General features: G+C 54.4%; 25 protein-coding genes. 12 read left to right on the top strand and 13 right to left on the bottom strand.

The window, feature by feature from the left end; genetic code table 11:
* Nucleotides 1-366 precede the first annotated feature (366 nt).
* The gene (locus CAMM_RS01680) at nucleotides 367-999 is read left to right on the top strand and encodes a DedA family protein (RefSeq protein WP_040354790.1); all 633 of its coding nucleotides are present in this window, start codon (nucleotides 367-369) and stop codon (nucleotides 997-999) included.
* A 45-nt stretch (nucleotides 1000-1044) separates the two neighbouring features.
* Here the strand turns inward: CAMM_RS01680 and CAMM_RS01675 are convergent, their stop codons facing one another.
* On the bottom strand, nucleotides 1045-1476 hold the full coding sequence (locus CAMM_RS01675) for a MepB family protein (RefSeq protein ID WP_003846151.1): 432 nt from the start codon (nucleotides 1474-1476) through the stop codon (nucleotides 1045-1047).
* A gap of 207 nt (nucleotides 1477-1683) precedes the next feature.
* Here CAMM_RS01675 and CAMM_RS01670 point away from each other — a divergent pair, with 207 nt between their 5' ends.
* On the top strand, nucleotides 1684-2118 hold the full coding sequence (locus CAMM_RS01670; RefSeq protein WP_003846149.1) for a PACE efflux transporter: 435 nt from the start codon (nucleotides 1684-1686) through the stop codon (nucleotides 2116-2118).
* A 96-nt stretch (nucleotides 2119-2214) separates the two neighbouring features.
* A complete protein-coding gene (locus tag CAMM_RS01665) occupies nucleotides 2215-2724 on the top strand; it encodes an RES family NAD+ phosphorylase (RefSeq protein ID WP_003846148.1) in 510 nt (169 codons plus the stop codon).
* A 119-nt stretch (nucleotides 2725-2843) separates the two neighbouring features.
* On the opposite strand, the gene cspE is transcribed toward CAMM_RS01665, so the two are convergent.
* The gene (gene cspE, locus CAMM_RS01660; protein ID WP_003846145.1) at nucleotides 2844-3047 is read right to left on the bottom strand and encodes a transcription antiterminator/RNA stability regulator CspE; all 204 of its coding nucleotides are present in this window, start codon (nucleotides 3045-3047) and stop codon (nucleotides 2844-2846) included.
* A 253-nt stretch (nucleotides 3048-3300) separates the two neighbouring features.
* On the opposite strand from cspE, the gene CAMM_RS01655 reads away from it, so the two are divergent.
* Nucleotides 3301-5652: a DEAD/DEAH box helicase gene (locus CAMM_RS01655; RefSeq protein ID WP_050759816.1), complete on the top strand. Its 2352-nt coding sequence runs from the start codon at nucleotides 3301-3303 to the stop codon at nucleotides 5650-5652.
* A 321-nt stretch (nucleotides 5653-5973) separates the two neighbouring features.
* On the opposite strand, the gene CAMM_RS01650 is transcribed toward CAMM_RS01655, so the two are convergent.
* The 7 genes from CAMM_RS01650 to ssd are packed head-to-tail and all read right to left on the bottom strand — an operon-like array spanning nucleotide 5974 to nucleotide 10701.
* Nucleotides 5974-6321, bottom strand: coding sequence for an Rv3654c family TadE-like protein (locus tag CAMM_RS01650; RefSeq protein WP_003846140.1), 348 nt, complete (start codon nucleotides 6319-6321; stop codon nucleotides 5974-5976).
* Nucleotides 6321-6635 carry a hypothetical protein gene (locus CAMM_RS01645; RefSeq protein ID WP_003846138.1) on the bottom strand — a complete coding sequence of 105 codons (315 nt, stop codon included), beginning with the start codon at nucleotides 6633-6635 and terminating at the stop codon, nucleotides 6321-6323. Before CAMM_RS01645 ends, CAMM_RS01650 begins: the two co-directional genes overlap by 1 nt.
* Nucleotides 6636-6670: 35 nt before the next feature.
* Complete coding sequence (locus CAMM_RS01640; protein WP_003846137.1) at nucleotides 6671-6892, bottom strand: DUF4244 domain-containing protein; 222 nt, start codon at nucleotides 6890-6892, stop codon at nucleotides 6671-6673.
* 51 nt (nucleotides 6893-6943) lie between these two features.
* The gene (locus CAMM_RS01635) at nucleotides 6944-7570 is read right to left on the bottom strand and encodes a type II secretion system F family protein (RefSeq protein WP_003846135.1); all 627 of its coding nucleotides are present in this window, start codon (nucleotides 7568-7570) and stop codon (nucleotides 6944-6946) included.
* 13 nt (nucleotides 7571-7583) lie between these two features.
* A complete protein-coding gene (locus tag CAMM_RS01630) occupies nucleotides 7584-8378 on the bottom strand; it encodes a type II secretion system F family protein (RefSeq protein WP_003846133.1) in 795 nt (264 codons plus the stop codon).
* The gene (locus tag CAMM_RS01625) at nucleotides 8375-9652 is read right to left on the bottom strand and encodes a TadA family conjugal transfer-associated ATPase (protein WP_003846132.1); all 1278 of its coding nucleotides are present in this window, start codon (nucleotides 9650-9652) and stop codon (nucleotides 8375-8377) included. The genes CAMM_RS01630 and CAMM_RS01625 overlap by 4 nt, the downstream gene beginning before the upstream one ends.
* A 5-nt stretch (nucleotides 9653-9657) precedes the next feature.
* Nucleotides 9658-10701 (bottom strand): septum site-determining protein Ssd, encoded by a 1044-nt coding sequence (ssd, locus tag CAMM_RS01620; RefSeq protein WP_003846130.1) that lies wholly within the window; start codon nucleotides 10699-10701, stop codon nucleotides 9658-9660.
* A gap of 267 nt (nucleotides 10702-10968) precedes the next feature.
* On the opposite strand from ssd, the gene CAMM_RS01615 reads away from it, so the two are divergent.
* The 8 genes from CAMM_RS01615 (at nucleotide 10969) to CAMM_RS01575 (ending at nucleotide 21559) form a co-directional block, all read left to right on the top strand.
* Nucleotides 10969-11844 (top strand): HAD family hydrolase, encoded by an 876-nt coding sequence (locus tag CAMM_RS01615; protein WP_040354785.1) that lies wholly within the window; start codon nucleotides 10969-10971, stop codon nucleotides 11842-11844.
* 840 nt (nucleotides 11845-12684) lie between these two features.
* Nucleotides 12685-13890, top strand: a complete 1206-nt coding sequence (locus CAMM_RS01605) for an MFS transporter (protein ID WP_003846125.1) — start codon at nucleotides 12685-12687, stop codon at nucleotides 13888-13890.
* Nucleotides 13891-14152: 262 nt separating this feature from the next.
* On the top strand, nucleotides 14153-14659 hold the full coding sequence (locus CAMM_RS01600) for a phage holin family protein (RefSeq protein WP_003846124.1): 507 nt from the start codon (nucleotides 14153-14155) through the stop codon (nucleotides 14657-14659).
* Between the two features lie 119 nt (nucleotides 14660-14778).
* Complete coding sequence (locus tag CAMM_RS01595) at nucleotides 14779-15684, top strand: alpha/beta fold hydrolase (RefSeq protein WP_040354783.1); 906 nt, start codon at nucleotides 14779-14781, stop codon at nucleotides 15682-15684.
* A 205-nt stretch (nucleotides 15685-15889) separates the two neighbouring features.
* Nucleotides 15890-17500: a peptide ABC transporter substrate-binding protein gene (locus CAMM_RS01590; RefSeq protein ID WP_003846121.1), complete on the top strand. Its 1611-nt coding sequence runs from the start codon at nucleotides 15890-15892 to the stop codon at nucleotides 17498-17500.
* Between the two features lie 432 nt (nucleotides 17501-17932).
* Complete coding sequence (locus CAMM_RS01585) at nucleotides 17933-18859, top strand: ABC transporter permease (RefSeq protein ID WP_003846119.1); 927 nt, start codon at nucleotides 17933-17935, stop codon at nucleotides 18857-18859.
* The gene (locus tag CAMM_RS01580) at nucleotides 18852-19850 is read left to right on the top strand and encodes an ABC transporter permease (RefSeq protein ID WP_003846118.1); all 999 of its coding nucleotides are present in this window, start codon (nucleotides 18852-18854) and stop codon (nucleotides 19848-19850) included. The genes CAMM_RS01585 and CAMM_RS01580 overlap by 8 nt, the downstream gene beginning before the upstream one ends.
* Before the next feature lie 2 nt (nucleotides 19851-19852).
* Nucleotides 19853-21559, top strand: a complete 1707-nt coding sequence (locus CAMM_RS01575) for a dipeptide ABC transporter ATP-binding protein (protein WP_003846116.1) — start codon at nucleotides 19853-19855, stop codon at nucleotides 21557-21559.
* A gap of 104 nt (nucleotides 21560-21663) precedes the next feature.
* Here CAMM_RS01575 and CAMM_RS01570 read toward each other — a convergent pair whose 3' ends face one another.
* Genes CAMM_RS01570 through nth form a run of 4 tightly spaced genes read right to left on the bottom strand, consistent with a single transcriptional unit; the run spans nucleotide 21664 to nucleotide 24973 of the window.
* Nucleotides 21664-22857, bottom strand: a complete 1194-nt coding sequence (locus CAMM_RS01570; protein ID WP_003846115.1) for a MarP family serine protease — start codon at nucleotides 22855-22857, stop codon at nucleotides 21664-21666.
* A gap of 43 nt (nucleotides 22858-22900) precedes the next feature.
* The gene (locus CAMM_RS01565; RefSeq protein WP_003846113.1) at nucleotides 22901-23623 is read right to left on the bottom strand and encodes an NUDIX hydrolase; all 723 of its coding nucleotides are present in this window, start codon (nucleotides 23621-23623) and stop codon (nucleotides 22901-22903) included.
* Between the two features lie 17 nt (nucleotides 23624-23640).
* Nucleotides 23641-24273, bottom strand: coding sequence for a TlpA family protein disulfide reductase (locus tag CAMM_RS01560; RefSeq protein ID WP_040354779.1), 633 nt, complete (start codon nucleotides 24271-24273; stop codon nucleotides 23641-23643).
* A 43-nt stretch (nucleotides 24274-24316) separates the two neighbouring features.
* Nucleotides 24317-24973, bottom strand: a complete 657-nt coding sequence (gene nth / locus CAMM_RS01555) for an endonuclease III (protein ID WP_003846108.1) — start codon at nucleotides 24971-24973, stop codon at nucleotides 24317-24319.
* Nucleotides 24974-25223: the final 250 nt, after the last annotated feature.

Below are 25223 nucleotides of genomic sequence, written 5' to 3'. Positions count from 1 at the left end.
TGTCTAATTGCCCCTACAATACACAGCGAGATAAACCACCAAGACATCTTGGGCACTGTTGTCACTTGGATACTGTATTTAATAGGGCTGTCTCAGATGTTTCTACCACTACTTCATCACACGATACAAAAGCCAACAAATTCCGCCGCGCTCGTCGACTCGATCAATAATTGCTCATAACCACCTTTATTTGCTACCAATTCGCTAGCTTTGAACTGCCACTTACACTGCCGGATGTTGAACTGGTTACTCCCCAGTAGAACTTTGTCTTTTTGGCACTAGAATCTGTGTAGGTCGGCGTTTAAGCTGGTTTTCCAATTGATATACGGGGCGGATTCATAACCGTCAGAAAGGGAGTATTCAACAGTGGTTGACACCCTCATGATGTGGATTGAATCCCTCATGTCCACCGCTTGGGTTTACCCAGTTGTCGGCGCCATGATTTTCGGCGACAGCTTCTTTCCTGTCCTGCCCTCAGAAATCCCGCTGAACCTAGTCGGTGCTTGGTCAGGTGCGCGCGGTGAGCCACACATTGGGCTGATGTTTATCGTGGCCGTGATGTGCGCGGTGGTCGGTGACAACCTCTGCTTCCTACTGGGCACCCGGCTTATGCCCTATATCAACCGCATTCGCCGCGGCTCCAAGACCTATACCGCCCTGGTGTGGGTCAAGCGCAATATGCGCCGCAACGCCGGTGCTGCCATCATCATCGCCCGCTTTATTCCCTCCGCCCGCCTCCTACTGACAATTTTGCTGGGCTCGGTACGTTTTCCGTGGCCGATGTTTTTCCTCTTTGACACCATCGGGGTCATGCTCTGGGCCGCACAAGCGTTGGCCATTGGTTACCTCGGCGGCGTGGTCTTCTCCGGCAGCCCGCTAATCGCGATGATCATGTCCGTAGTATTAGCCACCGTCTTAGGCTTTGTTGTCCAGCGCGCACAGAACAAATTCATGGACGCCCTTGATGTTCGCCGCGGCTACGCCGAAGCCCACAATTAATTACCACTCGAGGCGAAACAGCAGTTTGCTCAGCAATGAAAGTACTTAAAACTGGCTAAATGCTGCCATTTGAGCACGCTGCGTTGCCGCTGCTTGCGGATTCAAATCAGTACTCCATGCCGGATACACTCGAAACCCGCGCTTCCCGGCATGCTTTCCCCTCGTAACACCCAGCTCTTCCAAGTGTTCGGCAGTAAATCGAAATACCCCACGCTGCTGGTTCGATGCTACGAAAACCATTAATCCTGCTGCAACTTCGTCAGCATTAAAGGGTGCAGTTTCACCGCTTTTATCTCGGCGCCAAAACGCAACAAATGCGCCTGGTTTGGTTGGGGTATTTCGCGCGGTTCGAATATGCCAATTGGCACCTTCCATCGTCACAACACCTGATTCATAATCACTGGTTTGAGACTTAGGAACCACGTCCGCGTTTAGTCCGTGCTGACGCACATAATCCTCGAACATCTGAAATTGCATGTTCTAGATAGTACAAGCCCATCCTCGCCCGGTTCCCCGTGCTTCAACTATCGTATGTGGGCCACATAAACAGCACTGAACCTCGACCATTTTCTTCGTTGTCTGTCGGTTCGGGGCTAGGCTGTGCGTGTTGTAAAAGATGCTTTCTGGCCAAATCAAACCTAAGCTCTAAGCTCGCGCTTTATTTCAACTTTTCTGGAGGAATCCTTGTCAGCTACAACTCGCCGCATAATCTACGTCATCGTCTACGAGCTGGTGGCAATTGTGGCGGTTACTGTGGGATTGTCCGTCCTCGGATTCGGCGGCGGTCAATCCGGCGCCGTAGCCATTGCCTCATCCACCGTAGCTGTCATCTGGAACTTCATCTGGACTTCCCTCTTTGAAGCTTGGGAGCGGCGTCAAGAATCCAAGACTCGTACCGTAAAGCGACGCATTGTTCACTCCATTGGCTTTGAGGGCGGCCTGCTGGTCTTCCTCGTGCCCGTAGTCGCCTGGATCCTCAAAGTATCCCTGCTCGAGGCTCTCGTCCTTGAAGCTGGACTGCTGGTCTTCTTCCTCATCTACACGTTCGTATTCATGTGGGTCTTCGACAAAATCTGGCCGCCATACACCGGAATCGTCACCACTGAAGAGCCGAAATAAAGCCTTAAACGCGGCGATGCCAAACGCTGATTGACTACGTCGATCGCTTGAAAATTGCGAGATTTCCGGTCGCAGTCCGGTGATAAGCTCTGCGGCATGACCGGCATAGAACCAATCTTCGCCCCCACAGTTCGCGGTACGTTTTATCGCGCCATTGATCCGAACTTCCGTGAGTTTGCAATCGCAGGTTCACGTTCGAACGGACGATACTCACGGGCCGAAGAACCAACCCTCTACTTGAGTTCTTCTGCCGAAGGTGTCGAAGCCGCGATGATTGCCCACAAAGATGCTCGGGCTGAGGCGCTGGAGGTCATCGAGCTTGATGTCGATGCACCTGACATCATCGACCTGCGCGATCCACATGCGCTTGAGGCCATCGGAGTTAAACTTGCAGACGCAATTGCTCCCTGGCAAGACATTGCCGCTGTGGGAGGAACACCATCCTCGTGGAGAGTGCGCGACCGTCTCATCGAGGCCGGCGCGCATGGTTTAATCGACCCTTCACGAAAGAGCCTGGGTCTTTGGCATTTGGTTCTGTTCCATTGGAACGAGGCTGATGCTCCTACCGTCCGACTGCGAGGAACCACGAACCCAGCTAAACATTAGCGTGGAGCCAGAAAGCGGCGAGGGTAGACATGAAAAAAGGACTCCCGAAGGAGTCCTTAATTTATTATCCAGCCATCACACCCTTAAAAAGTATGTGGAGGATAAAGGCAGGTTAATGCTTAGAGAGCGTTAACGTTGGTTGCCTGTGGGCCCTTCTGGCCCTCACCGATTTCAAAAGAAACCTGCTGGTTTTCTTCGAGGGTACGGAAGCCGTTGCCCTGGATCTCGGAGTAGTGAACGAAAACGTCTGCGGAGCCATCCTCTGGAGCGATGAAGCCGAAGCCCTTTTCAGCGTTAAACCATTTTACGGTTCCCTGTGCCATGATAAATATCCTTAAAAAATAGGGGGTTCGTCGTTGAAGAATTATCAACGCCGGGTCAAACAAACTTTTTCGAACTCCCGGTCCCCCGGGTGCACGCGATAAAATCTTGCTATAACTCTTTTTGCGAGCACCAAAGTGGTGTTAAATCTTGCGCCAAGAAACTGCGACCACCCACAGTGTGACACGACTGCACCCCTTGGCGATAGTCTTTAAGAGAATTCTTTTTCACTCTTACCTAAAAAGGGGGTAGATTTTGAGTTTTGGTGAAGAACTACTCGCCGGCTTAAGTCCCCGGTTTTCTACCTCGACATTGACCCATTCGGTCTCCCAACCGGCCACAAAGGCGCAATTTGCCCCGTGGCCTGAGTGGGCACTGCCGGAGCTGGTGCAAAAATTTGCTGAGCGCGACATCACACAGTTGTATTCGCACCAGCGGGAAGTTGCCGACGCCGCGTTCGCGTCCCAGGACGTCGTCGTTGCCACCGGCACATCATCAGGTAAATCACTGGGTTATCAACTGCCCATCTTGACCCGGCTGGCCGAAGCTCCCACAGCGTGCGCGCTATATTTAACACCGACCAAAGCGCTGGGTTCCGATCAGTTGTTGGCCATTATGGAGCTGACTAGGGGCATCGACAAGCTTGCTTCCGTTATCCCCTCTCCTTATGACGGTGATACCCCGTCGGAGGCACGGGCGGGGATTCGCGATCATGCGCGTTTTGTCTTTTCCAACCCCGATATGGTGCACATGTCCATTTTGGCCGCGCATGAACGGTGGACGCGGTTTTTACGGCATCTGCAGTTTATTGTCATTGATGAATGCCATTCCTACCGCGGAGTATTTGGTGCGCACGTTGCACTAGTAGTGCGACGACTACTTCGAATATGTGCACGTTATGGCGCGCATCCGACGATCATTGGCGCCTCTGCCACCATGAATGATCCGGCAGAGCATATGAAACGTTTGACCAGCCGCGTGGGATTTTTAGAAGTCACCCAGGACGGCGCGCCGACGGGTGAGCGCACCATTGCGTTGTGGGAGCCCGGGTTTATCGAGGGTGCGGAAGGCGATAACGGTGCCCCTGTGCGTCGCGCGGCAACGACGGAAGCAGCGGAGATGATGGCGGCCATTGTGGCCGAAGGTGCGCGGACGTTGACCTTTGTACGCTCGCGGCGTTCGGCAGAGCAAGTCGCGCTGCGCTGCCAGGCAGAACTATCTGGCGCGCTAGCCCGGCCAGATTTTGCCCAGCGCATTGCTTCCTACCGCGCGGGTTATTTGGCGGAAGACCGCCGCAAGCTGGAAAACGCGCTCGATAGCGGTGAGTTGCTCGGCGTTGCCACTACCTCTGCTTTGGAGCTAGGCATTGATGTCGGCGGGCTAGATGCCGTGGTCACCGCGGGTTTTCCCGGAACGGTGGCAAGTTTTTGGCAGCAGGCTGGCCGCGCCGGACGCCGCGGGCAAGGCTCATTGGTGGTGTTGGTCGCGCGCGATGAACCAATGGATACCTACTTGGTGCACAACCCCGACGCGCTGTTGGGCCGGCCGGTGGAAGCTAGCGTGTTTAATCCGGAGAATCCGTATATTCTCTACGGCCATATTTATTGTGCCTGCATCGAGCAGCCTTTAACAGATGCCGAGGTGCGCTTTTACCGCGCCGAACAGGTCATTGAAGCCCTAGCCCAGCAAGGCTTAGTGCGCCGCCGCCCGCAGGGATGGTTTGCCGTGCCACAACTCGATGGCGATCTGCGTCCGGAAACAGCGCACTCGCAGGTCAGCCTGCGCGGCGGGGCTGGCAATAACGTACTCATTATGGATACCAGCGATGGCCGCCTATTAGGCACCGTCGATGCCGCGCGTGCACACTCCCAGGTGCACCCCGGCGCGGTGTATCTGCACCAGGGTGAAAGCTTTGTCATTGAAGATTTAGACATCGAGGAAGGCATAGCCTTTGCCGCCCCCGGGGAGCCGGAGTATTCCACCCAGCCAAATTCCACCACCGATATCGCGATTATGAGTGCCGCGAAGGAGGATGATCTGGTCGATTATGGCGGCGGGGTGTGGGCAGCGCTTATCGATGTTGAGGTGACCGACCAAGTAGTAGGCTATTTTCGCAAGCTTGCCGATGGCACTACCTCGGATCTCATCCCGCTGGATCTTCCCGAGCAGCGCCTGCACACTCGCGCGGTGGCGTATACGGTCGACCCTTTGGCGCTGGAGGCCATGGGGATTCGCGCCGCTGATATTCCCGGCGCGCTGCATGCGGCGGAGCATGCCGCCATTGGGCTATTGCCGTTGATTGCTACCTGCGACCGCTGGGATATTGGTGGCGTGTCTACTGCCTTGCACCAGGACACCCAGATGCCCACCGTGTTTGTCTATGACGGTCACTCCGGCGGCGCTGGCTTCGCGGAAGAAGGGTTCAAGCGCTTCCCCGAGTGGATTAGCGCCACTTTTGAAGCAGTACGCTCGTGCCCGTGTGAATCCGGCTGCCCCTCGTGTGTACAATCGCCCAAGTGCGGCAATGGCAATCAACCACTCGATAAAGCAGGGGCTTTGAAATTGCTGGGTGCTTTGGTCACGCTGACAGCCGGATCTGGTTCTTAATTGGCGCCGGACATTCCGTAGTGCTTCGCCATCAATTCCACGGTGGTGTTTAAGGACTTTCGCCCATAACCGGAGACAACCATCATCAGCTCATCTGCCTGGGTGCGCTCGTGCTGGCTCGCGTTTAAACACTTAACTTATCTAACGCTGCTAGCAGTGTCGATGCCCAGTCAGTACACACCACAATGATGGCTTTGCTGAACTCGAATTTCGCAGCCGTGGGAACCCAAAAGCAATGGTCCGAGGCAGTCGATAGCGGATCTGCACTAGAGCGCAGCAACCTGATTGAATCTGCGTTGCAAGGTGCGAAGGACGCCTCCGCTAAACCGGGCCTGCTTGCGCACTTGACGTTCGCATGCGAACGCTCACGGCAACTTGAACGTCGCTATCGATGACGTGGCAGGTTGCCAAGTGCGCACCGTTGGCGGTGGCGAGGTGGGAGGCTACAGCGCACCCATCCTCACCCCGGGCGTGAGCAAAGGCTCCCGAGATAGCGGCCATATCGGCGGCTACTTGGGCTTCATGCAGCGCAACGACGCGTGAGACTACTGCCGCTACGACCAAGAGCAGGGAGACAGCCGCAATGATGATGCCCGATGAGGCGATAGTGGCATAGCCGGAGTCATCAAGAATTGCCCCGCGCCTGCGGGATGTGTCGTGCCCTCGCATTACTGCCCACCTACTTCGGCGGGGAAGACGGCATCAGCACTCATCTGTCCGATGACCCCGGGCACCTTCGCCGTCACGGTAATAAGACCGGCGGATTCACTAATATTTAGTGCAATATCGGAACGAGGAGGCTGGTATTCAACGCCGATGGCATGAGCACGTGCTGCTGCGCCGGCAATATCGACGGCTGAAATATAGGCGGCCATGGTGGCAATTGCTCCCACGATAGCTGCCGCCACAATCATCAATACCGCTAAAGATAAAGCAGCTTCAATCGTGACTGAACCGCGGTCATTGAACACCAGCTTCTTCATTTTCTACTCCCTATTTCCTACTCGTTCGGTGCGCGCTATCCCGGAGTATTCGATAGCGCATCGGTGATAATTCCTTCAATGGCGTCAACGACAGCGCCGCCATTAATCACCAGGTAAAGCACGGCTGCTAACGCTGCGGCGGCGAGCGAGCCCATCGCGTACTCCACGGTGCTCATGCCCTTGTCATTGTTTACTGCGGCGGCCTTTTTAACTACCAAAGCCAGAGCCTGACGTGCGGGGTTGTTGTAAGCGTTCATGATTTTTCCTTGTCTAGAAGATGAGTTTTGTGATGAAAGGTTGGTCGAAATTTAAAGAAGCTGAGCGCCCAAGCTGATAACGACGGGCACCAAGCCGAGGATGATAAATGCGGGTAGGAAACACAGTGCGAGTGGCAGGGAGATAAACACTCCCGCTCGTTCTGCTTTGGCAATGGCGCTGCTGGTGGCATCTGCACGCAGGGTATCCACCAGTCTCTGACACCCGGAAGCGATTGCCGCTCCAGAATGCTCAGACATCATGACAAGACGTGCTAGTTCTTGTAATCCCGGAACAGGTTGCATATGAACCCAGGCTCTTTCGGGCTCAACGCCCAACGCGAGCAAGGAGTTCACTTGCTTCCAGTACGTCACGGTTGGTTCTTCCGCCACGACGGATACTGCACTCGTGGCTTGTTGAATAGATAACCCGGCGCGCACGCAGGCGACGAATAGCTCAATATCACCGGCAATGACCAGGGGATCTACCGAGACTGATTGCTTCGGCAGCAATTTCTTCACCGAAAACACAGCACTGGGATTTTCTGCAGTTTCCTCTGGCCCGGCGCGCGGGGTCTTGCAATTTAATATTGTGCTGATCCTTCGCGCAGCATTGCTGGCAGAGGCGGGAATCCAACAGTTGATAGCGAGGAGGATAAGGGCAAAAGCGCTGAAATTCATGTCATGTCCTTTATTAACTAGCTGCGTTTGTGATGAGCATGCGTGACCAGATAAACCCCGCGCAGGCTAGAGCCACCCCGACTACGAGCAGCAAGCCGCCCAGTCCCCCGCCGAAGAGAAAGCCCGCAGGGTTTGCGCCCATGATGGTTCCCATGAAAATTCCTGCTAGTGGCAGCAGCGTAAGCACGATAGCGGTAGCTTGCGGGCCTTGAAGACTAGCTTTGGTTGCTGCCCGGTGGCGTTTTCGGGATTCAATCTGGTTATGGGCTTGTTCAAAAACATTGGATAAGGGGATCCCGTGTTTTTCATTTAAGGAGCACAAAGCACCAAGGTTTGTCAGCTGTGGGTGTGAAGTGGATAAGACCGTAGAGATACTGCCACCGCGATGAGCGATGACCGCGGCCGTAGCAATCGCTGCTTTGATGTCCATCGAAACCGTTGCACTCACGGCAAGCTCATCTGCCCCGCGTTTAAGGGCTGCCGGGAAAGTGGCTCCGGCGCGCAAGTCCGCGGTCATAGTTCCGAGAAGCTGGGCAATGGCATCTTCTGCTCGCAGATTCACTCGCTTGTCGTGCATCTGCGTCAGGCTGTAAACAATGGTTCCGGTAACAATGACACCAGCGACAATTACGGTCAGTCGCCCTACTGCAATAAAGAGGAATACCACGAGAAATACGGCACCGAGAATCATCCACGCTGGCAGTGACTGCCGAGATTTCCGGGTGGTCTCCACGCGCGCAGTGCTTTTTACCGTGGGAAGGAATGCATGTATTGCGACCAGAATAAGTGCGTATGTTGCAGGGGTCATGATGCTGCCTCCGGCATCGACAAGCTAGTGATATCTCCCTGAAACCCTGCGGGAATGTGTAATCCTTGCTCACGTCCTGCGTCTGCAGAGGAATCTTGCGTGTTCGTAGCTGACGCAACTGGGGCGGGTAATCGTTGTGAGAGTTTGTCGAGAAATTCCTGGTACCTGGTGTGTTCTCCATGGGCTAGTGACCAGATAATTTCAGCTTTTACGGGGTTGTCAGTCAATATTCCGATTTCTCGTAGTCGTCGGCCTTGCGGCTCACGCGACATTGTCAGAACGACATCGACTGCTGCGGCTAATTGCGAATGCAACCCGGTGCGGTCAAGTCCTCCTAGTGCTGCCAGTGCTTCCATGCGAGCTGGTACTTCATGTAGTGAATTGGCGTGCAAGGTGCCTGCGCCGCCGTCGTGGCCGGTGTTTAAGGCAGCGAGGAGGTCTACTACTTCGGCGCCGCGGATTTCTCCGACGACAATACGGTCCGGTCTCATTCTTAGCGACTGGCGCAACAGCTGCGCCATGGTGATCTCCCCGGTTCCTTCGGCATTGGCCCGGCGCGTAACCAGAGTGACAGAATGCGGATGATTCGGATGGAGCTCCGCGGTGTCTTCAATAATGACTAGGCGTTCAGATTCCGATACCTCAGATAACAATGCTGATAGCAGCGTAGTTTTGCCGGAACCGGTGCCGCCGATAACCAGAAAAGACAGCCGGGCTTTGATAAGTGCACGCAACGTCTCGGCGATAGCACTGGTAATGGTGTTATTAGCTACCAGATCATCCAAGGTGGTGTTGGATTGGCGCAGCACTCGGATGCTGATACAAGTCCCCGTCTCACTCGGTGGCGCCAAGAGTGCGTGAATGCGCAGGCTCGTGCCATCATCACGGTTTATGCGGGCATCGGCGAAAGGTTGGGCGTCATCTAAGCGCTGGCCACAGCTAATTGCCAACCGCGTTGCGAGCCTGCGGACTTCCGCATCCGAGTCAAAAGTAATAGCGACTCGATATAACCCATTGCCCTGATCAATAAAGACATCATTGGGGCCGTTGACAACAACATCTGTCACACCAGGACGAGATAAGACCTGCTCCAATAAACCCATCCCAGAGGTGTCATTGCGCAGGCGACGGAGAATCTCTAAGACTTCCACGTCACTGATGACACCTGCTTCATCGCGGATGCGTCGTGCGAGTGCTGCAGGATTTTTCGCAAGTGCCGGATCTTCTGCGAGTGAGCTTTGCAAAGAAGCCACTAATGCTTGTGTATTGTCCATGGACCTCACCACCCCGCCGCCGATAGCAACGTGCGTGCTGGTGCGGCAAGTTTCTTAGGCAATGACACCGGCAGCCCGGCTACCTCAGTGGTTTTGGTCAGTGCCTTTAAATGAGGAATCTCCGCAGCGACATCACCGCCAGTGATTTTTTCAATATCCCGTGCGCTTAACCCGGACCAGCCGCGGTGGCGTAGCGCCACGGTAAAGGAAGCACCACGTGATTTTAATTCCGCGCAGATTTCTGTCGCCGCGGCCGACGATCGAACTTCCGCGGCACACACCACGACCGCTAGATCTAAAGTATGTGGAATTCCGGTAGCGGGTGCGTCCACCACAATGACGTCAAAGCCCTGCCCCGCTGCCGTCACCATCCGCTCCACAGCGTCAGGTTCTAGGCGAAAGGGAGTCTCTACGGTACTTCGCGCGGCTGATAACACCGTGATTCCATCCGGAGTATTAGGCAGGGCAGATATTAGATCGTGTGCATCAATGACCCCTGTCCCTAAAGAAACATCAGGCCAGCGGGCACCAGGCGCTGATTCCAGCCCCATCAATAAATCAAGGCCACCGGAGTACGAGATAGCATCGATAAGCAATGCTGTACCGTGCTGCGCACTAGCGCACCGTGCGATGGCTGCCGCCAGCGTTGATGCCCCAACTCCCCCGCTCGCCCCGACAACTCCGATGCGTAACGCTGCATGTTTTTGCTTGTGCTCGGTATCTCGCGCTAGTGCCTGCAGCAGCTGCGTAGACTCTGCTGGCAGAATAAATGCTTGCTCCGCGCGGGAGCGCAGTGCCGCTTCATAATCAATGGGTCCCGGCTCCGGCGCCACATAGTAAATACGAGACTGCCGTGCGGTCGCAGCAATGTGCGCGGCCGTTGAAGAGTCCACAATCACTGCGGTGGCATCGGGTGCATACCTGCTCAAGTCGCGCGGGTCGGTGACATGAATAACTTCGCGCCTTGTTGCTGCGGCTGCGTGCGCTGCCTCTGGCACAAGCACTGGGTCTGTGCAGGCTATGAGAATAAATTCCGTGTGTTGCGTCATGACTTCACTATGTCTTGCAGACCATAGTGCGCACTAGAGGCAATCATCTAGCCTGTGGATAACTACCTACTTGAGCGTAGTTTAAATGACGCATCACCTTTCTAGCTGTGGATAACTCAGTAACACCACGAAGAAGTTCTACGATTCTTCCTATAGACAACAACCCACCCGAGTGCCACAATAGTCACAGCAGTTAACAATTTACTCAATTGTTATGCTTAACCCATACCTCAGCACAACGGTTACATGAATTTACGGAAGCACGACATGAGCTCACAAGATTATTTACCAGCGAAGGGCGCCCGCATTGGTGCCTTCTTCGACCTGGATAAGACAATCATTGCTACCTCTTCTGCTTTTGCCTTTGGCAAGGAGTTCATGAACAACGGGCTTATTACTCCCACCGATGCGCTCCAGATGACTTTGGCCAAGGCTAGCTACATGATGGCCGGGCAGACTTCCGAGCAAATGGATGCCACCCGCGATCAACTCGCCGCCATGGTGACCGGCTGGTCCGTGGAAGAAGTAGAAAATATTGCTCGCGAGACGATGCACACCGTAGTTACCCCGGCGATTTACCACGAGGCTCGCGAGCTCATTCAATTCCACCAAGCTGCCGGTCACGAAGTAGTCATTATCTCTGCTTCCGAGGCAACGTTGGTACGACTGATCGCCGAAGAACTAGGCGTTGAACACGTTGTAGCCACCGAACTAGAAACCGTCGATGGCCATTTCACCGGCGGGGTAGTCAATTACCTCAAAGGCCACGCCAAGGCTGACGCCGTGGCCGAAATTGGCCGCACGGAAAACATCAACTTGGCCGAGAGTTTTGCCTACTCGGATTCCGCCACCGATATTCCGATGCTGGAATTAGTAGGAAACCCCGTCGCCGTAAACCCCGACCGCGTCATGAAGAAGACTGCACTGGAAAACGGGTGGGATATTCGCACCTTCCGCGACCCAGTTCCGCTGTTTACCATGCCAGGCGCAAAAGAAGTAGGCATTGGCGCCTCCGTTGTTGCTGGTGTCGCGGCTTTGGTGGTAGCCGGCATCTGGTTGTTTCAGCGCCCAACAATCGAGCCGCGCAAGACTACGAAAAACTCAGATTTTCTCACGTGGCTTCACACGCCGCTAGCTGGCTAGTGCCGTTCTTTGTCGTCCAACCTCTTTGTGGCTAACCAATCCAGCACGCCTCCACTGCAAGATGCCACATCAAGGAACCTGCCATCCAGGTGTAAAGGCTCATAATAAACACGATGCGGAAAGCTGAATTCGCCCATCGAATTAGCACGTCTTCGCCACTTCGACTGGGGAGGTGACTGAATTCGTGCGACAGCCACAAGAACTAGCAAGAAACATACCGGCCAGAACTATATTGAGCGAGCAAACACACCCTGTAAAATTCCAGTAAGCGCGGCAAGCATATTCTCACATGCAGATATGTTCCACAAACATACCGGGCAATTACTTAATCCCGCTAGGGTATCCACCGTGAAGAGATTGCTCTACGCACTGGCGCATCACCCGAGCGTGGCTTCGTTTTATGATTTTCCGGGAATACCGACAGATATGTCCGGAAACAATTTTTGCGGCGTGAACGCAAAGCCCCGAGAGAAACCCACTCCTACATGTCCGTTTACCTGAATATTTTCCTATTGTGCAAATCACAACATTAACCTAAAGTGACTGATCATCTGCGCGAAAACCGAAAGCAACTTAGGAAATGTATGGGACATCAAGTCGACATGGCACTCCGCAAGACTCAGCGGTCCCATCCTTCCGCATTTGAAGCTACAGGGACTTCACACCAGACAAATAAATCTGCACTCAAATGGATCCACTTTGGACTATTAGCTACAAAAGGGGCCCATATCGTCGGAATAGCGTACGTCGGCATTCCGAAAATCTGCGATGCCGGCGACATTCATGGAATGGAGGATTTGCACATAGCGCTCCACCCAATTGAGGATGCTGGCAAGACTAATGGCAGAGACTAGAGTCAATTTCTCGTTATGGATCTCAGGCTTTGGTCTGGGACTCATTGGCGACCATATCTTCTACTTTGTATTGGCATGGTCCGCCGCGCAGATCGCAAACTCTCCTTTGCAAGCAAGTTTGGTCGTAACAGTTGGTGCGCTTCTTCGTGCCACATTCATTCTCTTCGGAGGTGCAGTTACTGACCGAATTGGCGCCCGCCGAGCTGCACTCTATTCGGATTTTTTCAGATTCATCATAGCCGGCACATTCGCACTGTTCATCGCGCTATTTGGAATCAATATTTGGGTACTTTATGCCCTATCCTTGACATTTGGTTTTATCGACGCATTCTTCCTCCCGGCCGTTGGTGCAATGCCGCCCCGCATCGTTTCCGCCAAGGCGCTGCCTCGTGCACAAAGTGCACGTTCTGTAGTACAGAGGATTGCAGCTGCGATCGGACCTCCACTTGGTGGACTCATTCTTGGAACGCAGGGGCTATCCCAGCCTCTGCTCATATGCGCATTCCTGTTTTTGAGCTCCTTCCTCTTGCTCCAATTTGTTAAAGAACTGAGCGGCCAAGGATGCAGTGAAGGAGAACCATCCGACAATGGCGGAATCCGAGACGGAATCAGGTATGCGATAAGCGATTCAGTTCTGTGCCCTGCGCTTATCCTCATTACCGTAGGCGAATTAATCGTGTCTGGGCTCACAATTTCAGGTTTAGCAATTTTCGGAACGGATCAAAATTGGAGCAGCGCTCAAACTAGTTTTGCACTTTCCGCCTTCGGTATAGGCGCGATTTTTACAGCACTGCTTATGCTCATCAAACAGCCTAAGGGAAGAATTGGAACCTTGGTCACCAGCAGTATCGTGATAATGGGGTTCGGCTTCGCCAGCGTCGGCATCTTTTCGCAGATTGTACTAATTTACGCGGGCTTAGCCATTGCGGGCGCCTCTAGCGGAGTATGTGCCACCCTATTGATCACCTTGTTTCTCGTCGCTGCCGATAAGGCTTATACCGGTAGGGTAATGTCCCTTTTAACGCTCGCCTCATTCGGCGTAGCTCCAATTGCCAATTTCCTTTTTGGAGCAGTCGCGGATTGGATCGGCCCTGCACATGCATTCATAATTTTTGGCGCCGTGCTTTCAATCGTCGGTGTGGGAACATGGTCAACACCACGAATCAGAGCATTCGAGATCCTCTCTATCTAAAACAAAATAGTGGGAAGGACTTAGTTATAGCCGCATATACCAAGGACAGATTCACGCTACGGTTTTGCCATCTCCGCTGCACTAGCGACTTCTTCTAAGCCGCCACGGGGGTCTTTTTAGCAAATTACCATGCCGAACAGAGCGACCTGCGGCAAATCTATTAGGATGGGAATGTATGTCACAGTGAACTTTTTTGATCTACTGTGGTTATTAAAGATTAATGAAACGACACTGCGCACCCTTTTGAGGAAGGTTTTCTACCGTGAGCAAAGACGGACTCTACACCGATGGCACCGAGAGCTTCGGCCCAAAGGTCAACTCCATTCCGCTATCGGATGTTGACACCAGCAAGCCGGGTGAGACTTCTATCGGAACGCTAGTTTCGAACGCGACTGAGCAGATTTCCACGCTGGTTCGCTCGGAAATTGAGCTGGCTAAGACTGAGCTGGCTGCGTCCGCAAAGAAGGGCGGCATCGGTGCTGGCCTTTTCGGCGCCGCAGGCACCATCGCTTTATACAGCTCTTTCTTCTTTTTCTTCTTCCTCGCGGAACTGCTCACCCACTTGTGGTTCGACCGCTGGGCCGCGTACCTGATCGTCTTTTTGATCATGCTGGTGATCGCAGGTCTACTGGCGGCAGTTGGCTTTAGCCAGATTAAGAAGGTCAAGAAACCTGAAAAGACTATTCAGTCTGTCGGGGAACTCAAGCACCTTAAACCAGGCAAGGCCAAAGACGCTGTAGAAAAGCGCAATAAGGGTCTGTACACCTAAATACTGCTCCCTGCCTGTCCTATCCGCCCGTCGCACCTTTTCTTTGCTGCGGGCGGATTTTTTGCGACTACTCGCGCGGCGGCTGAGAAGCCGCCACTTACAACCGTTAAGGACCCTATTTGTCTTCCCAGCCTCTGTCTCCTTCCGTGGTTGAACTCAAAGGCGACTTTGAGCATGAATTCGTCCACACCCACGGCATCCGACTGCACGTGGTGACCGCAGGCGAAAAAGGCAACCCATTAATCGTTTTAATCCACGGTTCTTTTGGTGGCTGGTTTGAATTCCGAGATGTCATCGCACCACTAGCCAACAAAGGTTTCCGCGTCGCAGCAGTAGATCTACGCGGCTTTGGTATGTCGGATAAGCCACCGGCAGGCGGCGGCCAAGACATCCGCACACTCACCGGTGATATCTCCGGTGTTATCCAAGGGCTGGGCTACGACACAGCCATCGTGGCCGGCAATGACACAGGGGCCTCCTTGGCGTGGTCTGTGGCCATCGATAAGCCAGAGCGCGTGAGCGGTGTCGTGAGCATTTCTGGTGCATTCCCCGTCGACTTTCGGCGCAGCATTGCCGCACGGCCGTGGGATTTTATGTACCTTCTGGTCAGCTCCATCTGGTGTCGCTTACCCGTGCGCACCGTCCCGCAGAAATTTTACAAGGCAGAGCTGGACAACAATACCTCCTCAAAGTTCCGCAAAAACAATGCCTTAATTTATGAAGAATTTCTACGTCTTCGGCATGCCGCCTCGCAAATTGGCAACGTGCAGCGCGGCACCGTATACAACCACAGACTGCTGACCTCTGGCGTGCCGCTGCGCTGGCTAGAACGCCGCGTTGAATCTCCCGTGCTGTTTCTGCATTCAGGCCAACGGCTCTGGCTTCCTGTAATCCGTCGCGCCCGAGCACGTACTGCATCCGGCTTTGAGGAAACAATGATCCGGAAAGCGAAGAATATGCCGCACATGGAAAATCCCACAGGATTTGTGGACGCGATTTTTAGTTGGCTACGTCTCACCCCTTAAACGGGGTGCGACACAATACATTTTTTGCAAAATAATTCACTGTCCTCGCAGGTAGTTTCCAGTTTCATACAGTGAGACTCATACTATTCAAGCTGGGCAGATCTCGTTTTTCTTGTCTGTGTTCCCGTTCACAAGGTAGATTTGCCCCAAGCCCCATCACAGGTTTGGCTCATGGTTTTTTCATCTCAACGGGAGGTCACCCCTCATGACGATCAAGAAGACGATCGCGCTGCTTGCTGCAGCCTCAACCTCGCTTGCCCTCGTGGCGTGCTCCGATTCATCATCCGACGACTCTGCGTCCTCCGACGGCGGGTCCTCCGGAGGTGACAACTACATCCTGGTCAACGGCACTGAGCCACAAAACCCACTCGTTCCTGCCAACACCAACGAAGTTGGTGGCGGCAAAATTGTTGACTCCCTCTTCTCCGGCCTCGTGGGATATGACGCCGAGGGCGAAACCTACAACGAAGTTGCGGAATCCATTGAGGCGAATGACGATAATACCGAGTTCACCATCAAGTTGAAGGACTGGAAGTTCACTGACGGCAGTGACGTCACCGCCAATTCCTTCGTTGATGCTTGGAACTACGCTGTAGCAAACGCACAGCTGGGCGCCTACTTCTTCGAACCAGTTAAGGGTTATGCAGAGGAAGGCGTTGACGAGCTCGAGGGCCTTGAGGTTATTGATGACAAGACTTTCAAGGTCACCATGAACGCCCCTACCGCGGACTTCCCACAGCGCCTTGGCTATTCTGCCTTCGCTCCACTTCCTGAATCTGCGTTCGACGACATGGACGCCTTCGGCGAAAATCCCATTGGCAACGGCCCGTACATGTTGGAAGAGTGGAACCACAACTCCAACGCATTGCTTGTCCCTAACCCTGACTACCCCGGCGATAATGCTGCACAAAATGACGGCCTCGATATCGTCTTCTACCCATCACAGGACGCAGCATATGCTGACCTGCTCTCAGGCAACCTCGATGTCCTGGACCAGATCCCTGACTCTGCATTCTCGGTCTACGAGTCTGACTTGGGCGATCGCGCGGTCAACCAGCCGTCTGCAGTCTTCCAGTCGTTTACCATCGGTGAAAACCTTGAACACTTCGGTGGAGAAGAAGGCGTACTGCGCCGTCAAGCTCTCTCACACGCCATCGACCGTGAAGAAATCACCGAGACCATCTTCGAAGGCACCCGCACCCCAGCCCATGACTTCACCTCTCCGGTTGTAGCTGGCTACTCCGAGGACGTTCCGGGCAATGAGGTTCTGGAATACGATCCGGAAAAGGCCAAGGAGCTTTGGGCACAGGCTGATGAAATGAATGAGTGGTCTTCCCCTGAGTTTGCCATTGCCTACAACTCTGACGGCGGTCACCAGGCCTGGGTTGATGCAGCAGCCAACTCCATCAAAAACACCTTGGAGATTGAAGCTGTCGGCGACCCATACCCAGACTTCAAGTCCCTGCGCGATGAAGTAACCAACCGCACCATTGACTCCGCATTCCGCACCGGCTGGCAGGCTGACTACCCAGGCATGGGCAACTTCCTCGCCGCCTTGTACGGCACCGGCGCTGGTTCCAATGATGGCGACTACTCCAACGAAGAATTCGATGCGAAGATCCGTGAGGCTGACGCGGCCGGCTCCCCTGAGGAAGCAGCAGAAATCTTCAAGGAAGCCCAGTCGATCTTGCTTGAAGACCTCCCAGCAATCCCACTGTGGTACGCAAACGTAACCGCTGGCTACTCCGAAAATGTCGACAACGTCGTCTTCGGCTGGGACTCTGTCCCTATGTACACCGACATCACCAAGAACTAACCCGCCACTAGTCTTGCGGCCTACTTGGGACATGTTGTAGACCTAAGCCCTCGCTCCGCCCGCATCGGATAGCGAGGGCTTAGCTATGTCCACTCCTGCCCAGCACGAGTCTTTCCCTGACTTAAGAGCTAAGGATTGCCCTCTATTTGGGGTATCCGAATCCATAAAACCTCACGGGCATTTTCCCGCGTTATGGGACATGGTGTGCTCGCGTGGAGAATTAGCCCAGCTTATTAATTTTCACTTGCCACACTGTAGGACGCGACACCCATTAAACTAGTTTCGGATAGAAAATCGGTACCTAACTGGGGGTTGTGCCGATTATCACTAAGACGGGCGTGGACTTAAGATAGGTCACAACAACTCGACTTGGTGACTTAGAAACGTTGCGGAATCGGTAGTTAGAACCACAATTTTGTAAAGGACACATATATGTTGCGCTACATTGGGCGACGAGTGCTCCAGATGATTCCGGTGTTCTTCGGAGCAACCTTGCTCATCTACGCACTTGTCTTCCTCATGCCTGGTGATCCGGTAGAGGCACTAGGTGGTGACCGCGGCTTGACTGACGCCGCGCGGGCACGCATTGAGGCAGAATACAACCTGGACAAACCGTTTATCGTTCAGTACTTACTCTACGTCAAGGGAATTTTGACCCTCGACTTTGGCACGACCTTCTCCGGAGTGCCTGTTACTGAGGTCATGCGAAATGTCTTCCCAGTAACACTCAAACTGGCTTTCATGGCCATTATCTTTGAGACCATCTTTGGCATTGCCTTCGGTGTATTTTCTGGTATTCGCCGCGGCGGATTCTTCGACTCCACCGTATTGGTCGTCTCCCTGCTGGTTATTGCAGTTCCTTCCTTCGTTACCGGCTTTGTCTTCCAGTACATCGTCGGCATTCGCTGGGATTTACTACCGGTGACCGTCGGTAGAGATGAATCTTTCCAATCACTGCTCATGCCGGCCATTGTGCTGGGCGCACTCTCGTGTGCGTACATCATCCGACTGACGCGACAATCAGTCAGTGAAAATATGCGGGCCGACTACGTACGTACTGCCCGCGCCAAGGGCATGTCCGGTGGCAGCGTTATGACCCGCCACGTGCTGCGCAACTCGTTGATTCCCGTTGCCACCTTCATCGGCGCCGACCTCGGTTCTTTGATGACCGGTGCCATCGTGACAGAAGGCATCTTCGGCATCAACGGCGTCGGTGGCACGCTCTACCAAGCTATTTTGCGCGGTGAGCCCACCACCATCGTGTCCTTTACCACCGTCCTCGTAGTTATCTATATCATCGCCAACCTGCTGGTTGACCTTCTCTACGCGGTACTCGACCCAAGGATTCGCTATGCCTAATATCGATCGCAATACAGACCCCCAAGAACTGGGCGAAGAAATCTTGGTAACCCATGGCCGCCCTGGCCAAGGTCACTTCATCGCGGAAACAGATGAAACCGGACTCGGCGCAGTAGATGCCGTCAAGGATGAATCCGCACCCTCCTCACAGTGGACAGAAGCATGGCGCTACCTGCGCAAGCGCCCACTGTTTTGGGTCGCATCCGTCATGATTTTGATTGCCCTCCTGCTGGCTATTTTCCCGTCGCTTTTTACCTCCGTTGACCCACGCGCATGTGATTTGGGTCGGTCTTTGAATCCTTCGGAAGCTGGGCATATCTTTGGCTTCGACCGCCAAGGCTGTGACATCTACTCCCGCGTTATCTACGGCGCCCGCGCCTCTGTTCTCGTGGGTGTTCTCACCACCGCTTTGGTCACCGTTGTCGGTGCTCTCATTGGTTCCATCGCTGGTTTCTTCGGCGGCTGGGTAGATACCATCTTGTCGCGTATTACTGACATCTTCTTTGCCATCCCACTGGTGCTTGCAGCAATTGTGGTGATGCAGATGTTCAAGGAATACCGCACGATTGTCACCGTGGTCTTAGTCCTGGGACTTTTCGGCTGGGTCAGCATTGCGCGTATTACCCGCGGTGCCGTGATGTCCATCAAGAACGAGGAATTCGTTCAGGCGGCACGCTCCATCGGTGCCTCGCGCTGGCGCATCCTCTTTAGCCACGTGCTGCCCAATGCGGCCGCACCGATTATCTCCTACGCCACCGTGGCACTGGGTACGTTCATCGTGGCTGAGGCAACGTTGTCCTTCCTGGGCATTGGTCTGCCACCAACCATCGTCTCCTGGGGTGGAGATATCTCCCAGGCTCAAGCATCACTGCGTCAACAGCCATTGGTCTTGTTCTACCCCGCTGGCGCTCTGGCTCTGACCGTATTGAGCTTTATCATGATGGGCGACGTTGTCCGCGACGCGCTCGATCCCAAGGCAAGGAAGCGATAACCATGACTGAACACAACGCTGAACAGCCATTGTTGGAGATGAAGGGCGTCAAGATCGCCTTTTCCTCCTCGACCGGCATCGTCGAAGCAGTCCGTGGCGTCGACATGACCATCTACCCCGGCCAGTCCGTGGCTATCGTGGGTGAATCCGGCTCCGGTAAATCCACCACCGCCATGTCGATTCTGGGTCTGCTTCCTGGCAACGGCAAAGTCACCGAAGGACAGATCATCTTCGAAGGTGAAGACCTCACTGGCTTTAGCAACAAAGACTATGAGCGCATTCGTGGCTCACATATTGGTCTCGTGCCGCAGGACCCGATGTCCAACCTCAACCCGGTGTGGCGCATTGGCACCCAGGTAGAAGAATCTCTCAAGGCTAATCACGTGGTCGAGGGTTCACAGCGCAAAGAGCGCGTGGCACAGCTCCTCGAAGAAGCAGGGCTTCCCGATGCCGCGGCACGCGCAAAACAATACCCGCATGAATTCTCCGGCGGTATGCGCCAGCGTGCACTCATCGGCATTGGTTTGGCTGCGCGCCCGAAATTGCTCATTGCCGATGAGCCGACCTCCGCGCTGGATGTCACCGTTCAGAAACAAATTCTGGACCACTTAGAAACCTTGACCAAAGACCTAGGCAACGCGGTGCTATTTATTACCCACGACTTGGGTCTAGCTGCTGAGCGTGCGGAGCACCTCATTGTGATGCACCGCGGCCGCATTGTGGAATCTGGCCCATCGCGCCAGATCCTGCAAAACCCGCAGCATGCCTACACCAAGCGCCTTGTGACCGCCGCTCCGTCGCTGGCATCATCGCGTATTCGAGCAGCGCGTGAGGCAGGGCTGGAGACCTCGGAACTCATTGCTGGCGCTTCCGAAGAACGCTCGGAAGAAGCCGTAATTTCGGTGCGGGATTTGACCAAGGAATTCAACGTCCGTGACTCCCGTGGAAAGAAGCAACAGTTCAAGGCCGTCGATAATGTCTCCTTCGACTTACGCCGCGGTTCAACCTTGGCGTTGGTGGGTGAATCCGGTTCGGGTAAATCCACCGTGGCGAATATGGTCTTAAACCTCCTGGAGCCCACCTCCGGCACCATTGCCTATGAGGGGCAAGATACCTCAACGCTCAACAACAAGCAGCTGTTTGAACTGCGCCGCAAAATGCAAGTGGTCTTCCAAAACCCGTATGGCTCGCTGGATCCGCTCTATTCCATCTTCAAGTGCATCGAAGAGCCCCTGCGCCTGCACAAAGTCGGTGACCGCAAGGCCCGGGAAGCCCGTGTCGCCGAGCTTTTGGACATGGTCGCGATGCCCCGTTCGGCCATGCGCCGCTACCCAGATGAACTATCCGGTGGTCAGCGCCAGCGCATTGCCATCGCCCGCGCGCTCGCCCTCAACCCTGATGTCATTGTCTTGGATGAGGCCGTGTCCGCATTGGACGTTCTCGTGCAAAACCAGATCATTCAGCTGATGGCGGATCTGCAAAAGGATCTGAACCTGTCCTATCTTTTCATCACCCACGACTTGGCTGTGGTTCGCCAAACCGCAGATGATGTCGTGGTCATGCAAAAGGGTGCTGTGGTTGAGCAAGGCAGCACCGATGACATCTTCGATAATCCTTCCAAGGACTACACGAAAAACCTCATCACCTCGGTTCCCGGCATGCACATCGAAATCGGTACCGGCGAAAACCTCGGCTTACACGAGTCCTAATCTCGCCCCGTATCGCACACAAGCCCGCACCTTCCGAAGGCATCTAGCCTCCAGGTGCGGGCTTCTGTTGTGCCGATCTGGCGTCTCGTGCGCGCCGAGTGCGCCTATTGCGCCACGCATTCTTGGGTGTTGACGGAGTCTTGGTATTGGGTGACATCCCCAATGTGGGAGCGGACTTCCTCGGCGGTAATCGCGTAGCCGGTATCGGTGTCATCGACCGAAGCGCCGAAGATAAGCCCCAGCACTTGGCCATCCGGGGAGATTAACGGGCCGCCGGAATTGCCCTGCACCACGGTGCCGCGCAGGATATAAGATTCACGTTCGACGCGGTCATTGGAGTAAATATCGGGACCTGCAATATTGACGCGCTCGCGTACGCGTGCCGGAGTGGCAGAAAAGGGCCCGGAATGTGGAAAGCCCATCACCACGGCATCATCACCGGTGCCAGCCTGGGTATCAGCCCACGGCAATGGCTCCAGCCCTAAGTCTTCTGCCTTGAGCACCGCGATATCCACATCGGGGTTGTAGTAGACCACGCGGGCTTCTTTAATGCCTAAGACCGTATCCACATAGGCGGTCTGCGTACCGGCGACCACGTGCGCGTTGGTCACCACATAGTTGTCCGCGGTGACAAACCCAGAGCCCATCATGCGGCGTCGGCAACCATCAGCATCCGCAATCACGTGCACTACCGAAGGCCGCACCTGCTGGACCATATCTTGGTTCGCGACTTCAATATTCGGTTCTTCCACGTCAACAGAAGAGCCATCTTCCCACGGCATCATCACCGGTGGCAGCCCGGACTCATTGAGCATTCCCGCAATGCTGCGCGGTACTTGCGAAAGTTCTGCGGGCATCACGCGGTTGACCTCGCGCAAAATGGCGGACTCGCGTAAGCCCTTGCCCACCTCATTATTTAACCCCGCGGCCATGGGAGTAGCTATCAGCCAGATGAGCACGATGGAAAATAGCGCCATCAAGACCGCACCGATGGAAGAATCTATGCGCTGCGCAGACTTGGTCTTCATCCGGTCACGAATGGCATGGCCTAAGGCCGATCCCAGCAGCTGGCCTAAGCCAATGAGCAAGATCAGCATGCCGATGGCGAGTAAAAACCTAATGCCCACCTGGTCAGTAATTTTGAGCACCATGGGTGCTACACCCAGGCCCACAACCAGGCCGGCAAAAATTCCGATGCCTGCTAAAAAGGACGCAAATCCGCCCTGGCGCCAGCCGGTACCCATCGCTACAAGGACGGCCACCACGATGAGGCCATCAACTATCCACGCTGGATCCACAACTTCTCCCTTGAGCGTTTACTGCGTAACCTACAGAACTTTACTAGACTCTCCGCTCATTATTTCGCGAGCCCGCGATGGTCTCATGCAAATCCCAGTGGGTTGTTTGATCCCATTCGCGTGTCCAGCCGGTTTGATTAAATAAAGTCGTCAGTGCCGCCGCGGTAAAACCCCAGATGATGTAGCCATTGATCCGAAACGCCGGCGTGGTCCATTGATCCCACGCCAACGACAACCGGTTGGCAGGATCCAGTAGTTGTTCAACGGGGAGGACAAAAACATCATCGGCTTCTTCAGGGTTGACCACACCCACCGGGCAGGCGGTGTGCCAGTGCGCAAGCACCGCATTAATACGGTTGCGGCGCACCGGCACGAAGGTTTCACCCCAGTGCGCCAGCGGTGTAACAGAGGTGCGATCCAGGCCAGTTTCTTCCCACGCCTCGCGCAAAGCAGCGTCGACGAGGTTGACATCAGTCGGGTCAATTTTGCCGCCGGGAAAAGCAATTTGCCCAGAGTGCGAGCGCAAGTGCGGCGAGCGGTGCGTGAGCAATACCGTCGCGTCTTCGAGGCTTTCGCCACCCAAAAGCATCAACACAGCCGCAGATTTCGGCGAGGGCAACACGTCTTGCTGCGCTCGCTTGCCGATGGTTTCCACCACGTCCTCACCAGTGACATGCAATGCCGAACGCAACCATTCCGGTGCATTCTCAGGCATCAGCGTGGTATTTATGCCGGGAGAATCCGCAACGGGGAACTTTTCTGCCATGGCCCCATCCTAGCCACTTAAGCCAGCGCTTCCGTGACGGAAGTCTCTATCTCCTCTGCGGACTTAAACGGTTGGATAAACTGTTCTTGCACTTCGCCATCCACCACCAGCAAGGTAATGGGAATAACCCCAGGCAGACCTAAGGTTCCTGCAAAAAGGTTGGACTCATCTTGGTAGCTGGGCATATCCACGCCCAGGTCATTAAGGAAAGCTGCGCCATTGCCCGCGTTGGCATCAGCGTGCACGCCAACCACATTCCACTCAGGGTGGCTTTGGGAGATTTCTTCTAAGTAGGGCAATTCCTCACGGCATGGTTCACACCACCAGGCCCAAATATTGACCAGGGAGATTCCTTCATCCGTTGCTTCATCGCCAGCTTCTTCCCCGCCGAGGCACGGTAAGTCAACGCCAGCGACAGGGCCTGGCGGGCAGTCAGGGCGTTGTGGCACATCGCTTGTCGATGCCCCCTCATCCCCATTTTCCGGCGCCTGAAACTCTGAGGAAACGTCCTCCTGGGACGTTTCCATCGCTGCCGGATCGTCGGCGTTTAAATCCGCAGAGTCCGTGTTGAGAATGGACATTGCCGCCATGATGACACCGATGGTTAACACCACCGCGCCCACAATGGAAAGGACAACGCTCTTTTTCACCACGTACCTCTTTTAGCTCAGTGCCGGAAATCCTTCTTTGAGTCTAACTAGCATCATTTGCTACCGGAAAATCTGCCGTTGGAAATGGACACACATCCCGCAGCGGACAACCGGCACAGTCAGGTTTCTTCGCGGTGCAACAACGGCGCCCGTGAAAAATGAGCCGGTGAGAAAACATCGTCCACTCTGCTTCTGGGAGTTGCTCGCACAATTCTTTTTCCACCTTGAGTTCAGTCGCGCCTTGCGCCAGACCTAAACGCGAGGCAACACGTTTGACGTGGGTATCAACCGCCAAGCCCGGCAGCCCGAATGCATTACCGCGCACGACCAGCGCCGTCTTTCGGCCCACGCCCGGAAGTGAGGTTAAATCTGCGATGCTCGTTGGCACCTCACCGTCGAAATCGCCAACTAATTTTTGTCCCAATCCCACTAAACGCTTGGCCTTCGACGGCGCAAGGCCCAGCGGACGGATGATGTCTTCAATGTCTGTGACATCAGCTTGGGCGTAATCAATCGCGCGAGGATAAGCCTTAAATAAATCAGGTGTTACCTGATTAACGCGCACATCCGTCGTCTGCGCCGACAACACGGTGGCGACGGTCAGCTCCAGCGCGTTAGTAAAATCTAGTTCGCAATGGGCATCGGGATAAGTCTGCGTTAAAACCTCGTTGATATATTCCGCACGGTGGGCATTGACCATGACAAATCTCCTTAGACCGCTAAACTATTTAGATAGAAATCGAGATTTGGGAACTTAATCGATTCCTCATTAGTTAAACTTAAGACATGATTGTTTTAGTAGTCCTCGTTCCCGTCGGGTTAGCACTGTTTGCCATCCTGATGGAAAAACTCGAAACAAAAGTGCTTGATAGCTAAGCACTACATCCCCTACCCCAACAATTCCCTAAGCGGGAGTTTCGTGATTAGTTGGGGGGAATTGCACTAAAGTG

The organism is Corynebacterium ammoniagenes DSM 20306 (genome assembly GCF_001941425.1).
Classification (GTDB): Bacteria; Actinomycetota; Actinomycetes; order Mycobacteriales; family Mycobacteriaceae; genus Corynebacterium; species Corynebacterium ammoniagenes.
Note: the sequence above shows the minus strand (reverse complement) of the source record. Positions and strands in the feature narration are given on the sequence as shown.

Bases quoted from the DNA above. Each gene is read 5' to 3' on its own strand.
- ssd (WP_003846130.1), bottom strand. From the start codon at position 10,701: ATGACGCAACACACGGAATTTATTCTCATAGCCTGCACAGACCCAGTG.
- CAMM_RS01590 (WP_003846121.1), top strand. From the start codon at position 15,890: ATGACGATCAAGAAGACGATCGCGCTGCTTGCTGCAGCCTCAACCTCG.
- CAMM_RS01625 (WP_003846132.1), bottom strand. From the start codon at position 9,652: ATGGACAATACACAAGCATTAGTGGCTTCTTTGCAAAGCTCACTCGCA.
- CAMM_RS01635 (WP_003846135.1), bottom strand. From the start codon at position 7,570: ATGAATTTCAGCGCTTTTGCCCTTATCCTCCTCGCTATCAACTGTTGG.
- CAMM_RS01665 (WP_003846148.1), top strand. From the start codon at position 2,215: ATGACCGGCATAGAACCAATCTTCGCCCCCACAGTTCGCGGTACGTTT.
- CAMM_RS01630 (WP_003846133.1), bottom strand. From the start codon at position 8,378: ATGACCCCTGCAACATACGCACTTATTCTGGTCGCAATACATGCATTC.
- CAMM_RS01575 (WP_003846116.1), top strand. From the start codon at position 19,853: ATGACTGAACACAACGCTGAACAGCCATTGTTGGAGATGAAGGGCGTC.
- CAMM_RS01650 (WP_003846140.1), bottom strand. From the start codon at position 6,321: ATGCGAGGGCACGACACATCCCGCAGGCGCGGGGCAATTCTTGATGAC.
- nth (WP_003846108.1), bottom strand. From the start codon at position 24,973: ATGGTCAATGCCCACCGTGCGGAATATATCAACGAGGTTTTAACGCAG.
- cspE (WP_003846145.1), bottom strand. From the start codon at position 3,047: ATGGCACAGGGAACCGTAAAATGGTTTAACGCTGAAAAGGGCTTCGGC.
- CAMM_RS01605 (WP_003846125.1), top strand. From the start codon at position 12,685: ATGGCAGAGACTAGAGTCAATTTCTCGTTATGGATCTCAGGCTTTGGT.
- CAMM_RS01580 (WP_003846118.1), top strand. From the start codon at position 18,852: ATGCCTAATATCGATCGCAATACAGACCCCCAAGAACTGGGCGAAGAA.
- CAMM_RS01565 (WP_003846113.1), bottom strand. From the start codon at position 23,623: ATGGCAGAAAAGTTCCCCGTTGCGGATTCTCCCGGCATAAATACCACG.
- CAMM_RS01585 (WP_003846119.1), top strand. From the start codon at position 17,933: ATGTTGCGCTACATTGGGCGACGAGTGCTCCAGATGATTCCGGTGTTC.
- CAMM_RS01645 (WP_003846138.1), bottom strand. From the start codon at position 6,635: ATGAAGAAGCTGGTGTTCAATGACCGCGGTTCAGTCACGATTGAAGCT.
- CAMM_RS01675 (WP_003846151.1), bottom strand. From the start codon at position 1,476: ATGCAATTTCAGATGTTCGAGGATTATGTGCGTCAGCACGGACTAAAC.
- CAMM_RS01640 (WP_003846137.1), bottom strand. From the start codon at position 6,892: ATGAACGCTTACAACAACCCCGCACGTCAGGCTCTGGCTTTGGTAGTT.
- CAMM_RS01615 (WP_040354785.1), top strand. From the start codon at position 10,969: ATGAGCTCACAAGATTATTTACCAGCGAAGGGCGCCCGCATTGGTGCC.